Source organism: Avibacterium sp. 20-132 (assembly GCF_023611925.1).
Classification (GTDB): domain Bacteria; phylum Pseudomonadota; class Gammaproteobacteria; order Enterobacterales; family Pasteurellaceae; genus Avibacterium.
In genome coordinates this window covers 1,827,127-1,846,704 of record NZ_CP091456.1, presented here as the reverse complement: position 1 = coordinate 1,846,704, position 19,578 = coordinate 1,827,127, and the positions used below count along the sequence as shown (strand labels likewise).

Annotated in this window: 18 protein-coding genes; 8 read left to right on the top strand and 10 right to left on the bottom strand. The window is 35.3% G+C overall.

Annotated features, from left to right (window positions below):
* Window position 1: 1 nt before the first annotated feature.
* Genes icmH through L4F93_RS08830 form a run of 6 tightly spaced genes read left to right on the top strand, consistent with a single transcriptional unit; the run spans window position 2 to window position 10,148 of the window.
* Window positions 2–739, top strand: a complete 738-nt coding sequence (gene icmH, locus L4F93_RS08855) for a type IVB secretion system protein IcmH/DotU (RefSeq protein WP_250349946.1) — start codon at window positions 2–4, stop codon at window positions 737–739.
* Between the two features lie 8 nt (window positions 740–747).
* Entirely contained in the window at window positions 748–3,357 is a 2,610-nt protein-coding gene (tssH, locus tag L4F93_RS08850) for a type VI secretion system ATPase TssH (RefSeq protein WP_250349945.1), read from the top strand.
* Window positions 3,342–4,007, top strand: a complete 666-nt coding sequence (vasI, locus tag L4F93_RS08845) for a type VI secretion system-associated protein VasI (protein WP_250349944.1) — start codon at window positions 3,342–3,344, stop codon at window positions 4,005–4,007. The genes tssH and vasI overlap by 16 nt, the downstream gene beginning before the upstream one ends.
* A gap of 27 nt (window positions 4,008–4,034) precedes the next feature.
* Window positions 4,035–5,423, top strand: coding sequence for a type VI secretion system protein TssA (tssA, locus tag L4F93_RS08840; protein ID WP_250349943.1), 1,389 nt, complete (start codon window positions 4,035–4,037; stop codon window positions 5,421–5,423).
* 19 nt (window positions 5,424–5,442) lie between these two features.
* On the top strand, window positions 5,443–8,943 hold the full coding sequence (gene tssM, locus L4F93_RS08835; RefSeq protein ID WP_250349942.1) for a type VI secretion system membrane subunit TssM: 3,501 nt from the start codon (window positions 5,443–5,445) through the stop codon (window positions 8,941–8,943).
* 35 nt (window positions 8,944–8,978) lie between these two features.
* Window positions 8,979–10,148: a type VI secretion system ImpA family N-terminal domain-containing protein gene (locus L4F93_RS08830; RefSeq protein ID WP_250349941.1), complete on the top strand. Its 1,170-nt coding sequence runs from the start codon at window positions 8,979–8,981 to the stop codon at window positions 10,146–10,148.
* Window positions 10,149–10,194: 46 nt separating this feature from the next.
* On the opposite strand, the gene mobH is transcribed toward L4F93_RS08830, so the two are convergent.
* From mobH to L4F93_RS08815, 3 genes are all read right to left on the bottom strand, one after another.
* Complete coding sequence (mobH, locus tag L4F93_RS08825; RefSeq protein WP_250349940.1) at window positions 10,195–12,102, bottom strand: MobH family relaxase; 1,908 nt, start codon at window positions 12,100–12,102, stop codon at window positions 10,195–10,197.
* A 117-nt stretch (window positions 12,103–12,219) separates the two neighbouring features.
* On the bottom strand, window positions 12,220–12,969 hold the full coding sequence (locus L4F93_RS08820) for an Abi family protein (RefSeq protein ID WP_250349939.1): 750 nt from the start codon (window positions 12,967–12,969) through the stop codon (window positions 12,220–12,222).
* A 153-nt stretch (window positions 12,970–13,122) separates the two neighbouring features.
* Complete coding sequence (locus tag L4F93_RS08815) at window positions 13,123–13,263, bottom strand: hypothetical protein (RefSeq protein WP_250349938.1); 141 nt, start codon at window positions 13,261–13,263, stop codon at window positions 13,123–13,125.
* 348 nt (window positions 13,264–13,611) lie between these two features.
* On the opposite strand from L4F93_RS08815, the gene L4F93_RS08810 reads away from it, so the two are divergent.
* Complete coding sequence (locus L4F93_RS08810) at window positions 13,612–14,253, top strand: recombinase family protein (RefSeq protein ID WP_250349937.1); 642 nt, start codon at window positions 13,612–13,614, stop codon at window positions 14,251–14,253.
* Window positions 14,254–14,365: 112 nt separating this feature from the next.
* Entirely contained in the window at window positions 14,366–14,821 is a 456-nt protein-coding gene (locus L4F93_RS08805) for a hypothetical protein (protein WP_250349936.1), read from the top strand.
* Window positions 14,822–14,896: 75 nt separating this feature from the next.
* On the opposite strand, the gene L4F93_RS08800 is transcribed toward L4F93_RS08805, so the two are convergent.
* The 7 genes from L4F93_RS08800 to L4F93_RS08770 form a co-directional block, all read right to left on the bottom strand.
* A complete protein-coding gene (locus tag L4F93_RS08800) occupies window positions 14,897–15,703 on the bottom strand; it encodes an N-6 DNA methylase (protein WP_250349935.1) in 807 nt (268 codons plus the stop codon).
* A 78-nt stretch (window positions 15,704–15,781) separates the two neighbouring features.
* Window positions 15,782–16,531 (bottom strand): hypothetical protein, encoded by a 750-nt coding sequence (locus L4F93_RS08795; RefSeq protein ID WP_250349934.1) that lies wholly within the window; start codon window positions 16,529–16,531, stop codon window positions 15,782–15,784.
* Window positions 16,532–16,685: 154 nt separating this feature from the next.
* On the bottom strand, window positions 16,686–17,654 hold the full coding sequence (locus L4F93_RS08790; RefSeq protein WP_250349933.1) for an ArdC family protein: 969 nt from the start codon (window positions 17,652–17,654) through the stop codon (window positions 16,686–16,688).
* A 78-nt stretch (window positions 17,655–17,732) separates the two neighbouring features.
* Window positions 17,733–18,560 carry a hypothetical protein gene (locus L4F93_RS08785; protein WP_250349932.1) on the bottom strand — a complete coding sequence of 276 codons (828 nt, stop codon included), beginning with the start codon at window positions 18,558–18,560 and terminating at the stop codon, window positions 17,733–17,735.
* A gap of 88 nt (window positions 18,561–18,648) precedes the next feature.
* Window positions 18,649–18,819: a hypothetical protein gene (locus L4F93_RS08780; protein ID WP_250349931.1), complete on the bottom strand. Its 171-nt coding sequence runs from the start codon at window positions 18,817–18,819 to the stop codon at window positions 18,649–18,651.
* Complete coding sequence (locus L4F93_RS08775) at window positions 18,816–19,073, bottom strand: hypothetical protein (protein ID WP_250349930.1); 258 nt, start codon at window positions 19,071–19,073, stop codon at window positions 18,816–18,818. Before L4F93_RS08775 ends, L4F93_RS08780 begins: the two co-directional genes overlap by 4 nt.
* A gap of 95 nt (window positions 19,074–19,168) precedes the next feature.
* The gene (locus tag L4F93_RS08770; protein WP_035686545.1) at window positions 19,169–19,519 is read right to left on the bottom strand and encodes a hypothetical protein; all 351 of its coding nucleotides are present in this window, start codon (window positions 19,517–19,519) and stop codon (window positions 19,169–19,171) included.
* Window positions 19,520–19,578: the final 59 nt, after the last annotated feature.

The window sequence follows — 19,578 nt, the reverse complement described above, 5'->3', positions numbered from 1 at the left end:
TATGTTCGATCAGTCTGATTTATCATTACAAGAATATTATCATCTTCCATTGCGCGGAAATAACATTAATAAGATGATTGATGCTGCAACGCCATTACTCGGAATGATTTTACGCCTAAAAGAAGTAAATGCAGATATGATGCCCGAGAAACTGTATTCGCAAGTGGTGACGGATATACAGTCTATGGAGCAGTTACTAAGAGAAAATCATTATGAAGCTGGTATGATTGTCTCTTTCCGATATATTTTATGCACATTTATTGATGAGGTTGTGCTATCGCATGGATGGGGAAGCAGCAATAGCTGGTTAAATAAATCCTTATTGACTCATTTCCATAATGAGACTTGGGGTGGTGAGAAAGTTTATATCCTACTCGATAAGCTAATGTCTGAACCTAAACGTTATAGAGATCTCCTTGAATTTATGTATCTATGCTTCTCCTTGGGGTTTAAAGGACGTTACAAAATAAACAATCATAATGCTGAGTTTGAAGATATTTTTAAACGTTTATATGATTTGCTCCTCACATTAAGAGAGAATAAACCAGAACATCTTGTTTTATATCAAAATAATGATGAGCAAATACAACAACCTTATTCATTAACCAAAAAGCTCACAATTAAAAGAATTCTTATCTATCTCATTATCGTATTAACTTGTATTTATGCGGTCTATTTCTTTATGCTAGACCATCAAAGTGATGTAATTTTAGAGCAATTAAATAATTTACTTAATTAGGAAAATGTATGAAAGTAGAATTATCCAGCCTTATTGCCAAACTCTCTCCAGTTACTAAATCCATTATGGAAAGTACTGCTGCACAATGTATGTCAGAAAACCAAACAGAAATTTTGGTACCTAATCTGTTATTACAAGCAATAAAAACCCCACTTTGTGATATAAGAAAAATACTTTCTCATTTTGACATCGACGTAGATACACTGTCAGAACAGCTCCAAGAAACATTACCTCAAACTCCATCTTTAGTTGAGGGGAACTACCCTAGTTTCTCACCATTATTAGTAGATTTATTACAAGATGCCTGGTTGCTAACAACCACTGAACTTAATCAAAAAGTCCTTAGAAGTGGCGCTATTTTATTAACTTTACTTGCAACACCACAACGTTACTTATTACCCAAAGTATCGAATATCTTAGTTAATATCAATCGTGATTTATTAAAGCAACAATTTGAGCAAATTACATTTGGCTCTAGTGAAAGCGATACTTTCGAAAGAGAGCAAAATAGAAATAACTATGAAACTGAACATCAGCTTCTTAATAAATATGCACAGAATGTGACCGCATTAGCAAGAGAAAATAAATTAGATCCTGTCTTATGCCGAGATGACGAAATTAACTTAATGATTGATATACTTTGTCGTCGTAGAAAAAATAATCCGATCATCGTTGGAGAAGCTGGCGTTGGTAAAAGCGCATTAGTTGAGGGGCTTGCCTTACGTATTGTGGAAGGAAATGTCCCTGAAAATATGAAAGATACCGAGTTGATGACATTAGATCTCGGAGCTATGCAAGCTGGTGCATCTGTAAAAGGTGAGTTCGAAAAACGTTTTAAAGGTATTATGTATGAAGTTAGTCATTCACCAAAACCAATAATTCTTTTTATAGATGAAGCTCATACATTAATTGGTGCAGGTAATCAACAAGGTGGGTTAGATGTATCCAATTTATTGAAGCCCGCACTTGCTCGAGGAGAATTAAAAACTATTGCTGCAACTACCTGGAGTGAATACAAAAAATATTTTGAAAAAGATGCCGCACTTTCTCGTAGATTCCAATTAGTCAAGGTTGATGAGCCAAATGTTGAAGAATCTATAGTGATCTTAAGGGGGTTGCAAAATATTTATGAAACCGCCCATAATGTATTGATTGAAGAGGAAGCGCTTATTGCCGCAGCTCAATTGAGTGAACGTTACCTAACAGGCAGACAATTACCAGACAAAGCCATTGATGTACTAGATACAGCTTGTGCTAGGGTGGCTATTAATTTCACTTCTCCGCCAAAACAACTAGCCTTATTTCAGAATCAATTATCACAGATAAAATTAGAAATTGAGCTATTAGAGCGTGAAATTTCAATAGGATTTAGCCAAAATAATGTTCGTTTAACGCAATTAAATAAACAATACAATCATATACAGAAGCAAAAGGATGCCTTATCTAAACAATGGGAAAAGCAAAAAGATTGCGTAAACCAGATTATAAAATTAAGAGAGACTCTTTTAAATAATGATGTTGCAAATAAAAGATCAAATATCAATAAGTTAAAACATTTATCCTCTCGTTTATCAAAATTACAAGAAACACAAATTCTTGTTGCACCTCAAGTGACGAAACAACAGATTGAAAGTGTTATTGCAGAATGGACCGGAGTCCCATTAGACAAATTATCACAAGATGAATTGAATACAATTACTCATCTACCTCAATTCTTAACCCAAGAAATAAAAGGTCAGGATCTTGCAATTCACCACCTATATAAACATTTACTTACTGCAAGAGCTGATTTGCGTAGATTAGGACGCCCGCTAGGTTCATTCTTATTAGTAGGTCCAAGTGGTGTCGGTAAAACAGAAACAGTAATACAAATTGCAGATTTATTATTTGGAGGGAAACAGTATCTAACGACAATCAATATGTCTGAATTTCAAGAAAAGCATACTGTTTCTCGCTTGATTGGCTCTCCTCCTGGCTATGTTGGTTATGGCGAGGGAGGAATACTTACCGAAGCAATTAGACGTAAACCTTATTCCGTTGTCTTACTAGATGAAGTCGAGAAAGCGCACCCAGACGTACTAAACCTTTTTTATCAAGCTTTTGATAAGGGGGAGCTTGCCGATGGAGAAGGTAGATTAATTGATTGTAAAAATATTGTATTCTTTCTAACATCAAATTTAGGCTACCAAACTATTGTAGAGAATGCCGAAACGCCTGAAGTGATAGCGGATAAGCTTTATCCTGAACTAGCAAATTTCTTCAAACCAGCTCTTTTGGCAAGAATGGAAATCGTTCCTTATTTACCATTGAATAAAGAAACGCTATTGACCATTGTAAATGGAAAACTCAATAAGCTCGTTAACCTACTCACTGAACGTTTTAATGCAAAAGTGACTATCTCAGAAGAAGTGAAAGAGGAAATTTTATCTCGTGCAAGTAGATCTGAAAATGGGGCTAGAGTCCTTGAATCAATTATAGATGGCCAACTATTACCTCCAATTTCATTATTACTTTTACAGGCATTAGCAAATAAGGAAAACATAGATCATATCCACTTTATCGTTGATAACCATACGTTTATTGCAAAAATTGGAGACAAAGAATGCAATTTAAGCTAATTTTATACGTGATCGGAATTCTGTTTCTCCCTCTTTCTATACACGCCAGTGAAAAGGGAGAAAATTTAGATCTTTCCCTATTAAAAGACATAAAAAAATGCCGTACGGTTCAATCTGTGTTAGAACGAATAGAATGCTATGATTCTATCTCTATTGGTCAAGAAACTGGGGAGCAAAACTCAAACTCCCCCAAAGGAGAGGCGTGGACTCGAGCAAATCAGCAGGAAGCAAAACGCGAAACGAATACTACCCATTTTATCTTAACTGAACACGGAGATACTAATCCAACAATACTATTAACAACACCCGCTTTAGGGCATCGTTCAAATAGGCCAATTCTTATGTTTAGTTGTATTGATAATATCACGCGATTACAAGTAGCTCTACCGGCTCCTATCAATAAAAGAAATAGTATTTCAGTGATATTGACAACAGAAAATTCGACATTCTCAACACAATGGTTTGTTCGTGAAGACTATTTTTTACTCGAGTCTAGCCGTGGTTTAGATGGGATCAAAGAAATACAAAAATTATTTAATGCAGATACATTAAAAATACAAGCTAAACATAAAGAATTTTCTGATTTGATCTTCAATATCAAAGAATTGGCTAATGAAATTAAGCCACTACGAACAGCTTGTCACTGGTAAATAAATTTTATAACGTTGAGCAACACTATGGATTACTTAGAACAACATCCTTGGCGTCAGTTAATAGCTTCTCCTATTAGTTCGCCGATTGAGCAAGAAATCTCAGAACAAAATCTAGACTGGGAATATTTAGATGGCGAAATGGTTAAGCTAGGCTCTCTAGAACATGAACTATTGGATATTGATAACGTTCAAAAAACGGCCCTTTCTCTACTCTCTAACGAAAGTAAAGATTTAAGAATCTTAGCCCATTTATTACGAACGCTACAGCATTCTGGTGGTGTTTTAGAAGTATTACTTGCTCTGCAATTATTGAGTGATTATGTCGAGCTATATTGGGAAAACGCACCGCCATCTTCTGAACTAAAGAAATATCGTTTAACAGTACAAATCTGTAAACGTTTTGAAAATGCTGCTAACAACTTCAAGCAATCTGCCTCCCGAATAGAACAAGAAGTTGCACTTCAACTATTAAATAAACTTCATCAATATTGGCAAGATAACAAACTGGCTACGACATTGATGGATTTACTTTCTCGTTACGCTGTAGATCGAGAAATTACCATTACTCCTAAAGATCCCGAACAGAAACAACCACCGAAATCACAAAAACAAACGTTTAGTTCCTCTACGCCATCAAATCATTCTATTATTGACCCTATAGAAGTGGATGCAAGCAATGAGAGAGCTTGGAAAAATACCTTGTTTAAGGTGGTAGAATATTTATTAGATCGTGAAATATCCCAACCTTTAGGTTATTTACTCAGACGCTATGCAATTTGGAATAACATTACTACAATTCCTTTAGCTGAAGAAAATAAAACGCCTTTATCTCCACCTTCAGCAGATCGAATCGCCTATTATGAGTCATCAATAGCAAATGCAGATCTTGCATTATGGAAAGATATCGAACATAGTCTCACTGTTTCGCCTTACTGGTTTGAAGGACATTATTTATCTGCGATGATAGCTATTTCATTGGGCTATGATGAAGTAGCAAATGCTATTAGAGATTCCGTAAATGAATTTTTAGAACGTTTACCTCAATTAAAAGAATTGTATTTTAGCGATGGAACAGCTTTCTGCTCTGAACGTTTGCTACAATGGCTATCTGAGGATAATTTGTATATAAATGATAATACATCTGCACTTCAGGTTAATGGAACATCTACTGATGATTTATCTAATGAAGATATTGAAATTGCACTTGGATCCTTGAATAGAAAGAAACATACAGATTTAAAAGACAAGTTTTATGATCAAATTTTCTTAGCTCAACTACTAGAAGAGAAAGGCTTCAATGAGCTAGCCAAACAGCATTATTTTTCTATTTATAAATCCATAGAAAATCTTTCTGTAAAAGAATGGGAAGATAGTTTATATAGTACACTTAAACAAAAATTAGATAGAAATTAAAAATATAAGGTTTATAAAAATGAAATTACCATTAGCATTAACAACATTTAAACCACTTTTAACGAAAATTAGAAGTTCAGGAATTGTGCTATGTATTATAGGGTGGTTTGCATTATTAATCTTCATCTGGCTAAAAGGAGAACACTTTGCTTTAGGTGAATATAAACCACTATCAAGTTTAACTTCTAGATGGCTAACAACAGCTATATTAATTATTATTGCAATAAGTTTTATTACTTGGAAAGTAATCCAAAGATTAAGAACACTTGAAGCACGTCAACAAGAAGATAAACAACAAAAGTATCAATCTATAAAACCTGAAATAGATGCACAACGTCGATATTTTGACCATTGGGTTAATCAATTCAAAAGACATATAAACCAACAAGACTATGCCTATTTCCTGCCATGGTATCTTATATTAGGAATTGAAGATAGCGGAAAAACTACATTACTGCAAGAAGGTGGAAATTTTACTAAATTATATAATGATGAAGAGGGTGAGCAGCGAGTAAATTTCTCGATATTTACTAATAAACAAGCCGTAGTAATAAACCCTAATCACAATCTCATAGAACAGCTCGATAATATTGAAGAAAAACCCAAATTATATAAAAAATTGTGGGGTAATTTATTACACCAAATTGCCGAACAAAGAGCAAGACAACCATTAAATGGCATCATTCTTACTATCGATATACATAGATTATTAGTGTCAGACAAAGCTCAGAAAGAAATGTATGTAAAGCTATTATCTCAGCGTTTGCAAGATATTTTTGAGATGACTCAGGGAGCATTGCCCATCTACCTGATTATGACAAAACTAGATATATTGCACGGCTTTGATAGTATTTACCATACATTAAATAAAGAACAAAAAGATGCTGCATTAGGTATTAGCTTTAGTCAACACGGTGAAAATTGGAAAATAGAGTTAGAGCATTTTTGGAATCACTGGATTTCTCAAATGAATGCTCTACTCCCTTCCTTACTCTATCAAACGACTTCTGAAAAACGTAGCCAACTTTTTAGCTATGTAAGACAATTAGCAACAGCAATGGATATATGCATTCCCTTTCTGGAAAGTTTAATGACGAATAAAAGTCGTTCATTTCATTTTCTAAAAGGGGTTTATCTGACATCTGCAACTCAAAAAGGGAAAATAGATGACATTTTTGTACAGTCTGCATCGGAACAATATCACCTTGGTAGACAAACCTACCCAATATGGGGAGTAAAAAATACTCAACCTTATTTTTGTAATGAACTCTTTGAGCAAGTTATTTTTAGCTATCCAAATCTCGCACAAGAAAGCCAAGGCTGGATAAAGCAATATCGCTCTTACATAAAAACATTTTGTATCTCAAGTGGTATTCTTGCATTAGCTTTATTAGGAAGCTGGCATTACTTCTATTATAAAAACTATCAGGCTGGTATCAATGTACTTGAACAAGTAAAAGAGTTTAAAGCGATCCCTATTTCCTCTGAGCAAGATCATTTTGGCGATAAACAATTACCACTACTTAACCCGATCCGAGAAGCCACATTATCTTACGGCAATTATCACGATAAATCTTATATTTTTAAGGATATGGGACTATATCAAGGTAACGATATTGGCCCCTATGTAGAAAGCACTTATTTAAGGCTTCTTCAATTAAGGTTTATTCCAGCCATTATGAGTGGTTTACTAATCGAACTCAATAATGCGCCAGCAGAAAGTGAAGAAAAATTAGAAATTCTAAGGGTAATGCGTATGCTTGATGATAAAACAGGTAGAGATAACCGTTTTGTCAAAGAGTTTATGCGTAATTACTGGAGTAATGAATTTCCAGGACAAAAAGGATTACAAGATAATCTAATGTTACATCTAGATTATGCATTGCAACATACTAACTGGTTTAACGGTCGATTAAACGGAGATGAGATTCTCATTGAGGCTTATAAACCCTATGATTTATCCATAAAGGATGCTCAAATCGAATTAGCTCGTCTCTCAATTTACGATCGGGTTTACCAAAACTTAAAAATAAAAGCAAACACTGTGCTTGCGGCTCCTTTGAATTATAGGGATGAAATAGGCTCAGGTTTTGATACAGTGTATATGGCAAATAATGAGCAATTATTGAAGATCCCTAGATTCTTTACAGAACATGGACTAAAAAATTATTTTGTTAAACAAAATGAGCATTTAATTGATTTAATAGCAATGGATAGTTGGGTATTAAATCTTAAAGAAAATATGGAATACAGCGACGCAGATCGACAACGTATTAGCGAGCGTATTTCAGAACAATATGTGAATGATTATATTTCCACTTGGCGATCTGCGCTAAATAATTTAGATATTAGGGATTTTGCTAACCTGGAAGAAGCAATAAGTGCAATTGAAAAAATAACAGGCGGAGAACAAACAATTAAGCGAGCCTTGGTTATTTTAAGCGAAAATACGCTACCGCCTATATTACCAGATAAAGAAGGAAAGGAATTGCAAGAAGCAATAAATACGCTAGAGTATCGATTAATGTCGCAGATAGATCATAGTTTTGCTGAAGAAAAATCAGTCTTAAACGATGCAGAAAACAAAAATAGTGCATTGCAAGATATTTATCAGAAGCTATCTGATCTACATCGCTATCTTCTATCCATCCATAATGCACCAGATTCTGGAAAAGCTGCATTACAAGCAGTAAAATTAAGAATAGATCAGCGCTCATCTGATCCTATTCTAGAACTGCAGCAATTAGCAAAAACACAGCCTCAACCAGTTTCTCGTTGGTTAGGACAACTTGCGGAATATTCTTGGCGTGCAGTATTAAAATCAGCTATTGTTTCATTAGAAGTTGAATGGAACAATAAAGTGGTAAAACTATATAAAACCTATATAGATGGGCGTTATCCTTTTTCTGATAGCGCACAAGAGGTTCCACTAAGTGAATTCACCCGTTTTTTTGCCCCTAATGGGATTTTGGATGAATTTTATCAACATAATTTAAAACCATTTATCGAAAGCGACCTAACTGAATTATCAGAGGATCACTCACCATTAATTAGGAATGATGTCGTTGAGCAATTAATGCTGGCTCAAGAAATTAGAGATACGTTCTTTAATACAGGAAATGGAATTGGTATTCAATTTACCATTGAGCCAATCAATATTTCAGCAAATAAAAGACGTAGTGTATTAAATCTTGATGGTCAAATTATTGATTATTCACATGGCTTAAAAAAACAAACAAATATTGTCTGGCCAAATTCAATGAATGCGAATGTAGAAAGTAAGCTGACACTCGTTCCAACATCAAGTAATGCTCCACGTAGTTTAATCTTCAAAGGACCTTGGGCACAAATGAAATTACTTACTACTGGAAAAATAAGTAATGAAAAAGAAGGATCATTTGATATTCGCTATGATGTTGATGGAGGATATGCTACTTATAGAGTACATATTGATGCCTCAGACAATCCATTTTCTAAGGAACTATTTAAACTATTCAAATTACCTGAAACATTATATTAGTATGCTTTTTAAATGCTTTATTTTAAAGAATAGATATGAAAAATATGGATAAAAACATTACGGAAATCCAAGTAGGCAAAAACCCTTCTAATACAGATGCTTATTTAAAAATTAGGGAGCAAATCAACTTTCTCAGTCGTCCAGAAAAACGTATTGACTGGAGGAAAGTTGCTAATTTATCCTATGGTATATTTAACCAAAATGGTATGGATCTACAAACGCTTTGCTATTATACCGTTGCCAAATCTTATTTAGATCCCACTATTACACAAATAAATCAAAATCTAAGCATTATGGCTACTTTAATGAGTAATCACTGGTCTACATTCTGGCCTGATGGAATTCAGGCTAGGATAAATATCTTAAATTGGTTAAATAAACATATTAGTCCTTTAATCTTAAGTATAAACATTGATGATAAAACCTCAAAAGAGCTCTACAGGCTAAAAAATCACCTTACAGAAATACTAAATCAAATTAGTCTACATACAAATACATCTTGTAATCTGACTAATACATTAAACTTATTACAAGAGAAACTGAAAATAGAAAGAGAGCGGGATAATAATTTTCATATAGAAGAGAAGAAGAACATAAACGTTAAAAAAGAAATTCAAAAAACTCCCTCTAGAGCACAAAAGATAATAAACTATGAACATCCCAATGCCCCAGTGATAGAAGCAACTCATAGTTTTTCTCCACCTAAAAATAATAGACGCTACATTAGCCTTCTAAGTAGTTTTTGCATAGGTGTTATACTATCCTTTCTAGTTAGTTATTTTTATCTACAACAAAAAAGTGAGAACTTTCAACCTATACCACATAGTTCACCAGGTATCTTAACAATTGACTCAATGAATATTGAATTACAGTATCAATTAAACCAACAAGAAAACATTGTTAAATATGTAGAATACATTCAAAAAGAGTTGGCAAAAAATCAACTGAAACAGAAAATAACACAATTACAAAAAGAGCTAATTACAGCAGAACAAGAAAAAAAAGGAATAACAATTTCTCAATTAAAAACAGCACTTTATGATATGGAGCGCACTATAAATATAAATCCACCGATTGAGCAACAACTTTACCAGTACAGTCTTACGCCTCAAGATTATATGCTACAAACATCACTTGAAGAAAAGTTAATAGGTTTATTAGTATATTATTATAGAATACGTCAAGACAACCAAAATATTAAATGATTTAGATACATATTAAATTATATTTTTTAGATAAACCTAGAAGTATCTAGTCATCTAATAATAGGTATCTATTATTTATTAAGATTTTATCACCAAAAAATAATTTGGTATTCGGGACAAGATAACCTGTTAAGAATGACGATTTTTTAGGTCCAATCACCTTACAACGCCAAAAATTAGTCGTATCATCCTTGATCATTCGTTTTCTATGTAAGCCTAATGCTTGAAATTCATATTGTAAATTATTTACACATTCTTCATTATAAGGCTTCCCTTTTTCTTGTAAATATAGTTCAAAAGAACTTGGGCTAACAATAAATAAACAATCATTAACAATATGAACTTTTGCCGTACGATCATTAAAAGTGAGTTTATTATTTAGCAGTTTATCTTTTAGCCAATCCACAAATTTCTGACCTTCGGATTTTAAATGCTTATTTTTATCTGTTGAAGATACAACAACAGCCTCCGTTTCAACAGTGATACAAGTATCTAAATCCTCTGACTCAGATTTTAATGTCATTGTTGCCTCAGTTTCAGAATTCTCAGAAGATATATTCTCAACTTTTTGCTTATTATTGCTATTAGGTGCGAACATATTTAGTAAAAAATCAACACTATTCTCATCATTATTTTCTAATGTTGCATCAATATTATGTGATTGAAGTTCGGCATCTTTCTCTTGTAAGTTTGAGGTAGTCTCTGTATTTCCTTTTTTATTTATAGGTGCAGTATCTGCAACAGCATTTATTGTATTCGATGTATTTTCTTCTTCCTCATTTTCCTTTTCTACAACACGGATTGTTCCAGCAAATAATTCAGGGCGATCATCAACATTATCCCAAATTACCTCAGGTTTAATACGTAACAAGCTAAACTTATCTTTTGGTTTCCAACCTGCATCTGCCTTTAACTGACAATACCAAATCGCCATACCTTCTGACGTACTTTCAATAACTTGATGAGCTTGCATTTCATCAAACAGTTTACGATTATCATTCGGCGCACTAATCCCCTGTCCTATCAAATAAGCTCGAATTTGATCTGCCGCAGTTTTACTCATTAGCCATAACCCTTCTTCGGTAAGCCAACCATCTCCTGGACCTTTAGCACTGATTTTAAATTTTTGTGAAACTAAATAACGTAAGGCTAAAACAAGTTGTTTTGCAAAGGAAATTACTGGTTTTTGGACAAGTTTAGTAATATCACCGCCAAGAGCAAGAGCAACACTGTTTTGATCTGCTTTTTGCACAATTTCAGCTAATACACTCGCTTTATCATAATGTCCCGCCATAGCATACATTAATGCAGAAAAGACGTCGGGATAATTTGCTAGCCAATCGAAAGTTTCTTTGGAAATCAGTTGATTCGCGATAAATCCCCCTAATACTGGATGAAGCTCATAATCCCTTTTCTTTATATACTTAAACTTATACGGCAACGTTGGGACACCATTCCAAGCAAACCAACGTTTTCCATCTTGTAACTGTATTTCGATATCTACAATAGATTTACCAATATCGTGGACTAAGGCTAAATAAATCACTGCTGTGGTCCAAGCATCTTTTTGTTTTGCTTGTTCTTCTGGAGCTGCATTTAATGGTAAAACATAGTTTTGGCGTAATTTAGCCGCAAAAGAAATGACTTCTAAACCGTGGTCTAGCATCCCACCTAAATGGGCGTGATGATGTGATTCTGAGGCTGGCAATAGCTGAACCATCTCTGCATAACGCTCAATGGGTTTTTGATACAAATGTTCAAACATTTCCCTTGTCATTGAGACTTGTTGCCACAGCAAGCCAAGATAACGCTGCCGCAATTCTGTATTAAGTAATTCTTGGGCAGAATGAGGCTTAATCCAATCGTCTATATCCTGCTTTGGGAGAGCGTTATCTTTTACTATTTTAGATGTATGTGGTTTTGATTTAAAAAACTGTGTCAGTGATTTAAACATTAAGGTATCTCGCAAAAAATATGAATAATGAAAGAAAAGGCCATTTAGCCCTTTGGCCTTTTCGGGTAAGACCTTTCCCTTGGAAAGGTTACCCTTAAATCCCTTAGGGGATTTCCCTTAGGCCTTTTCTTTTTGAGGTTTTCGTGCGATTGTTTGACTTATACGCTCAAGTTGCTTCAATATATCTGCCGTTTTAGGCGAAATGTACCATAACACCTGTTTTATATTATTAAATACGTTGATAAGATCGATTTTACTTTCATCGAAAATTGGCTCATGGTGACAAATTCTATTCCTTAGATAACGTACTCGGCTTGTTATGTTATGTATCTCATTCACTATTAAATCACGTTCATCAGGGAAGGAAATACAAACATTAGGGAATGCTTTATTAAAATGATTTATCCATCTCATTCGATGAGTTCGTGATAACATATTTTCCCAAAATATAAAGTTAAGCTCTGCCACAACTTTTCCTGACGAAATCTCATTAGTATCTATTCTTAATGGCTGTAAGCGTCCATTGATGAAATGGAATTCATAGGTTTTGTGTGAAGACAACTTATTTACAATACGGAGCAATTCTTCTCTTGTTGCAGGTTTTAATGCTCGAATAAAGTTATCATTTAGAATACTATGTGCCCTATAACTAGGTTCTAGCGCATTAATAATGGCATTTCGTAATGCTACTTCATATAAGCTAATCACTTCCAAAAGTGCGCCACTTATTTGTATGTTCCAAATATAGAGTTCATATGCCTGCATATCTTTTAATGAAAGGTCATCTTCATCTTTGAAGTAAGATAGATAGGTTTCTATTCTTGCTTGGGATAATAGAGTGTGAAGCTCACTAATTTTAAATGCCATAATTTTAAACCATATTAATTAACACATTGACAACGATGTCATTGAAGTATAGCATATAGGAAGACTTAGGGACTGTGAAGATAGCGATCATTGATTAGCTGGACCCCCCTTTGCAAAAGAGATAGCCCCAATTGATGAAATTGGGGTTTCTTTTTATTCATCAATTTCTGCTTCCACTCCTTCTTCCTCTATAATCACTTCTTCCCATTCATCTTCTGATAAAAACTGCCAATAATTACAAATCCAACCATCTTCAAATTTTTCCCATACCCCCGCATAGTTATACTCTGTCACTTCGGGATCCGCGTGGCAAATTTGGCCCGCTTGAATTTGAGCATTGGCCCAACTTGAAAAAAGAAGGGATATAACGATAATCAAAGCTCTCATTGTTATGTAATCTCATTCCTCCTGTTCCAGTATATTTATCCTAAATGACTTTTCCTCTCCTAAATTCTCTGAAATTTCAAAACAATTAACTATCTAAAAATCCCCTGATATTTTGCAAAATAGTGACCGTCATTAGGGTATACCTCAATGACACTGGCAAAAAGCCATTAAATGCCTCCGTCATTTAGACCGAAAATGGGGTTCAATAACAGAGTCATAAAAAAATGACCTTAATGAAGGTATATTGAGTATTTTATGTTCGCACGAATTTATATGCGGGTTTCAACCGAAGAGCAAGACCTACAACGCCAAGATAAATTGATTGAGGACGCAAAACAAAAAGGATTTTATGTGGTTGCGGTTTATCGTGAAAAAATTTCAGGTACAACAGAATGGGAAAAACGCCCAGAACTTTCTCGGTTAATTAGTGATTTGCAACAAAACGATATCGTGATTGCTGAAAGTATCGATCGCTTAACACGGTTAGAACCGAAAAAAGCCCTTGAGTTAATTAATGCCATACAATCAAAAGGGGCAAAAATTCAGGTTCCTGAGGTATTTGACTTTGATACCGTGTCACAAAGCCTCGGTACAAGTGCGGAGGTTTTTGACCCTAAATTTTTAATGTCGGATCTCTTTTCTGCAATGCAGAATATGTTTTTAAAACTTGCCGTCAGTGTGGCACACAATGATTTCCAAAAACGAAAAGAACGACAATATCAGGGAATTGCACTAGCACGCAAACAAAAGAAATATCAAGGACGGCAACCTAATACCGCATTACACCACGCCATTATTGAACAGCGAAAAAATGGGACATCCATTAAAGAGACCGCTGCAATCCTTAATACAAGTGAAAGTACGGTATTACGGGTTTGGCGAAAATATAATACTTAATATAATTAAAAACGGTAATGAGGAATATCATGAACCATAACATTTTAAAACTGAATGCGGCATTTACTCAAAATAGTCCTATTAAATGAAGATGCACATAAGGAAAAACAAAATGAACGAAAAACAAGAATTAATAAAGTATCTATTTGAGTTTACTGAATTTTCTAACTACTTAAGGAAATTCTTAAAACAAAGAGAACGGAAAATTATACAGAATATTAATATCCTAATTTATATATTTTCTGGCCTTCTTATGTGCAGTTTATTTTTTTCTTTATATTGTGCTTTTACAGAGGAAGCATTTATAAATTTATTATTCTGTTTTCTATGCATGACATTAGAACTTTATTGTAGAGATAAAGTTATAGAATTTACTTTTAAATTTAGAAATGAGATCAAAACGGCAACGATAACAACAGCTCCAAATTTTGGATTGTTAATGCATAATTCAACCTACTTCAACAGATGTATATCTAAATTACTACAAAAGAAATCAGACAACAAAGTACTTGTAACAGTGCTATTGGACACATTGGATAATATTGAATACATGCTTAGAAAGCAGTAAGTCTATATACCTATCTAATGTATTTGACATCGTCGTAATAGTAAAAAGCACTCATTATTGAGTGCTTTTGTTCTATCAGTAAAAAATCACTTCATCTTCATCAAGTACTTCTTCCTCTCCCACAATGGCAGGGAAAAACGATGGTTTTAATGTCGATTCAGTTTCAATCCATTCTTCAGCATCGACAATTTCAGCCTCTGCTTTATTTTGAATATCACTGAGAGCCCATTTTGATGACCAATCCCCCATAACATACGCTAACGTATATATACAAATACGTTGTTCATCGCATAAGGTATCCCCTACAACGATACAAGCGGGAATGTGCAAAAGTGATAATTGTATATAACACATCATCGCAGCTGTGAAATCAACATCTTGGCAATGCACGCAAAACTGTTTTTGAGGGTTAAATCCATATTCATACAGTGTATTAACACAACCGATCACCATAACACCTGATCCACAGCAAGGCTCCGAAAGGGTAATATATCCTTTGCGATTTATCGTACTATCACAATCTTGTAATACGACTTTAGCCATTAAATCACCAATATAAGAGGGGGTGAAATACTGCCCCTTATAATTGTCGCCGAGTTCCAGTGCCATAAAAACTGTCCCGAGAAAATCGTATGGTTTCTCAGTGAGTGCATTGATCACGATTGATAAAAGTTGAGCCAATTTTAAAAACTCTTCATTATCATAACGTGCCCTTGAATGCTTAAATCGTGCTATTAAATCTGCATCAGCATTTGCACCGTAAGTGGCTTGATAAAATTCTATCGCAGAAAGTGTGATAAAATCTAAAAATACGGAAGAACGTCGGTATTGAGGCGCTATCTTATTAAATAATTGGATAAATTCTTTCTCATAATTACGCATAATTATCTCCATGAAAAACTAGAGATAATCCCCCTAGGGAATTACCCCTAGGGTTAACGTATTGTCTAAACCTTACTGTTAAGAAAACTTAAAATCCTCTTCAGAATAACCAAATTCTTCCGCGATTTTTAAGGCTTGCTTGGTTGAGTCAGGATATTGGTAATAACAGGTTTCTGCTTCATCAGAACTTTCAACACCACCAAAAAATATTCCTGGTTCAAAATAAGTCAATTTTATTTTGGCCTCAGGAAATGTCTGAATAAGCGTATTTACCCATTCATTAGGTGGGTTCCAAGGCGTATCAAAGCAAACATAAAAACAGGTATTACCTTCATTAAACTCATCACAATATTGGGTATTTGCGTTCCACTTGACCCCCCAATTGTTATAAGCCCAGTCGTACCATGTTCTAGCACCATATTTTAATTGATTATCAATATAAGCCTGTCCCAATGCTAAGTCATAGCCAAAATAATTTTGTTCATCTGGATTATTTCTCAAAAAATAAACAAAATTGCCAATAGTCCAATTATTTTGTCGAGATAATAAAGAGAGCCTTAACCCCTTTCTCTCATTTCCAGTAATATAATCCGCAATAAGGTTATCCGTTAGTGTCTGAGACTGATCCAAACGAAGCAATGTTTCTGAGAAATCACCCAAACTACCACAAGTGATATTTAACTCTTTAGGCATAGGGATCAGTAAATTGAAATCAACGATTCGTTCTTTCTCTTTTGGATCAAATCGAAAGACTTTTTCAGCAATCGCTTTTGCTAACGTTGCATTGGTCGTATCTACTTCAAGGGTATTTTCACACCAATTTGGCATTGTGTATCTCCTTATTTAAGTTAAATGATAAAAGGGATACACTACCCCAAAGGGATAAATGTATCCCCATTGGGAAAAGTGCGGTTAAATTTCACCGCACTTTTAAAGGTTGAAAGGAAGAGGTGCATCATTAAATGATGCCACTCCGTATGGTTTACGCTGCTTCAGGATAGTAATGTTCATATTGTTTTTGAACATCAAGCGTCTCAAGCATATATTCACAGGCTTTGCGGGCAAACCCTGAGGCTTTGAGAATGGCACGATTATCCTCTTTCAAAATCTTGAGCCAACTTTGAATATAGGCGGCATTTTGTGGAACTTGGTTAAACCCAAGATGTGCACATAAAAATGCCCCGCCCATTTCAGCAATTAGCTCTTCAAACGCATAGACTTTGTTGCCAAATTTGGCTTTACCTGAGGCAATGCCTTCTCGATTTAAACGCGAGGCGTGCCCTGTGGCATGCGTCATTTCGTGCAAAAGTACACTGTAAAAATCCTGCTCTGAATGGAATTGCTTCATTTCAGGCATCACAATTTTATCGGCACTCGGTCGATAAAAAGCGTTAGGACTTGGTCCGATATTCACTGTCAGCGACATACCATCGATAATTTTGCGAATATCTGCGTAAATCTGGTATTGGGTCAGCTCAGCATCTACTGTACGTTCTTGAACGTGATCAAACATTACTTTCGGCAAACCGTCACATTGTTCGATGTTGAAAACAGGATAACGTTTTAAAATGGCAAACTGCTCCATTTCAGGGTTTCCTTCTTCATCACAAATCGGGTTACCCTCATCGTCGCATTTTTCACGTTCAATCGGACAATAGCTCGCCACAATCGTCGCGTTCTCACCTTTACGCACATAGCCACCTAATTTGTTGGCCGCGCGAGCGGTGATCCATTTACATTGTCGATAGCCATTTTCTGCACCCGCAAGCCATAAAAGTAATATATTTATTCCTTGATAGTATCGTCCTGATACCGCATTACGAGGGATACCTAAATTACCCTCAGGGTTATTCCAAGGTTTTAGCCAAGGAACCGTGCCCGCTTCAAGTGCGCTAATAATGCGATCGGTAATTTCTTGGTAAATATCTGTTTTCTGTGTTGAATTGTTCATTACTGTTCTCCTAAATAGAAAAAGGGAACAGCCCCACAATCGGGAATGTTCCCCGATTGGGTTGAAAAGTCAGTCAATTTATTGAGGCTGACGTAATTGCGTTAAGCCCGCCAACTTGTGTGCAAAGGTTCTTGCTTCACGAATAGCATCAAGGATTAAATAACGTTGACTGCCGCCGTAAGTAGTATCCTCACTCAAGCAAGTACACCAACTTAAAGAACTCTCACCCATTTGAATGCCGAGTGCTTTGTGATATACCGTGGCACTTAAATCAACGATTTTCATACCACTCAAGATGGCTTCGCAAAATTGATTGGTATCCTCGTAGCCAAAATCTTCTGAGCTAAAATAGCCATAATGAAAAGGCACAGGTTCAACCGTAAATTCAATGCGATACTGCTTGGTGTTAATGGTGCGACGTTTTTCTTCTGGTTCAATATACATCGACTCCAGTAAACGATAACCGAGACGTTCCAGCATTGTTGAGATGGCTTTAATATATTCACCTAAATCCGCAATAAAGCTATCCCAGATTTCTCTGAACATTTCTTTATCTTTGTTGCGAATATCTCGAAAGCAAAACGCTTCTTCCGCTGGACGAGCATCAAGACTCATCGTATTACAATGTGAATAACGATACCCGAAATGATTACGCGTAATGTCAAGTACATTGAAATACTCATTCGCCCCGATATATTCGGCAATAAATGCAAATCGGCGATAGGCTTTCTCTGTTTGATCAGGATAAATGTGTTTATACAAATTTATCCAATCATCAGAATAAAGTCGCCCATAAAAAGCAACGCCATCGCCTTGGCTATAAGAAAGCGAACTTTCAATAGTTAATTCACTTGGAAAGCCTGCTTCAACCAATTTATTGTCAAAATAAGTGTGTAAAATATTCATTGTGTTTCTCCAAAATAAAAAAGGGGAAACACATTTCCTCAAGGGAAAGGTTTTCCCCTAAGGATAGGAATATCTTATCGTGATACGATTAAGATAGGTGTTGAAGGGTTAAACCCCCTTCAAGAACAGAAACGTTGTCTGAAAATAAAACCGTTCCTACAAGTCCCATCAGGTAAGCCCCTTTGCGTAAATCATCACTTAAGCGCAATAACGTTACTGTCTGTAAATGATGGAATAATGCTTTTAGCTTGGCTTTCATCTTGTTCGCCCTCCTGAGACCAACAAGGTATTTTCATCTTTTTGAGTCACCTCCAAAAAACGAAAATGTGAACCATGTTGTGCTGGCATTTTTTGTAAAAATCGCACCGCACTTTCTTGTGGTTGGCGAGCTGCCCAAACAGCCTTAGCTCGCTGAATAATTTCATCAATCAAGGCTTGCTGGGGTTTAGTATCAAGATGCTGATATTTCGGCATATAATCTCCAACTGCTGAGAATAAAATTTGCACTCTCATTGTGTTTCTCCTTAAAAATAGTGGGGAAACACAACCTCCTTGTGGGAAGCAATATGTTTCCCCAAAGGACGTAGCAAGGTTAACTAAATGTCAGTTTAGTAATACCAAAATAAGATAGCCGCAGACACCGCCCCCATCAGTAAGCCAATTAAGCTCATTGAGAGAACGACTTTTAAATGACGCCGCTTAAGTTTTTCGATTTCTTCACAATACGAAATTTCCTGTTGCTGTTGCAACATTTCGTGAAAGGCTTCTTGCTCAGCCAAACGTCGCTGAACATCGTCTTCAATACTGTGATGAACTGCTTGGCTCACGCCTGATAGTTTGTTGCGTGCAAAAACCACGGCTTTGCCTAAACCCCGACCTAAAACATAGGAAAAAGATTTTTTGGCTTTTTCGGGTTGTTGAGATGATCCAAAGGGATCGAAAGGAAGTGAATTGCTCATAATGCATTCTCCATTGAAGTTAAACATAGGTTCAAGGAGAAACGCCCTGCAGGGACATT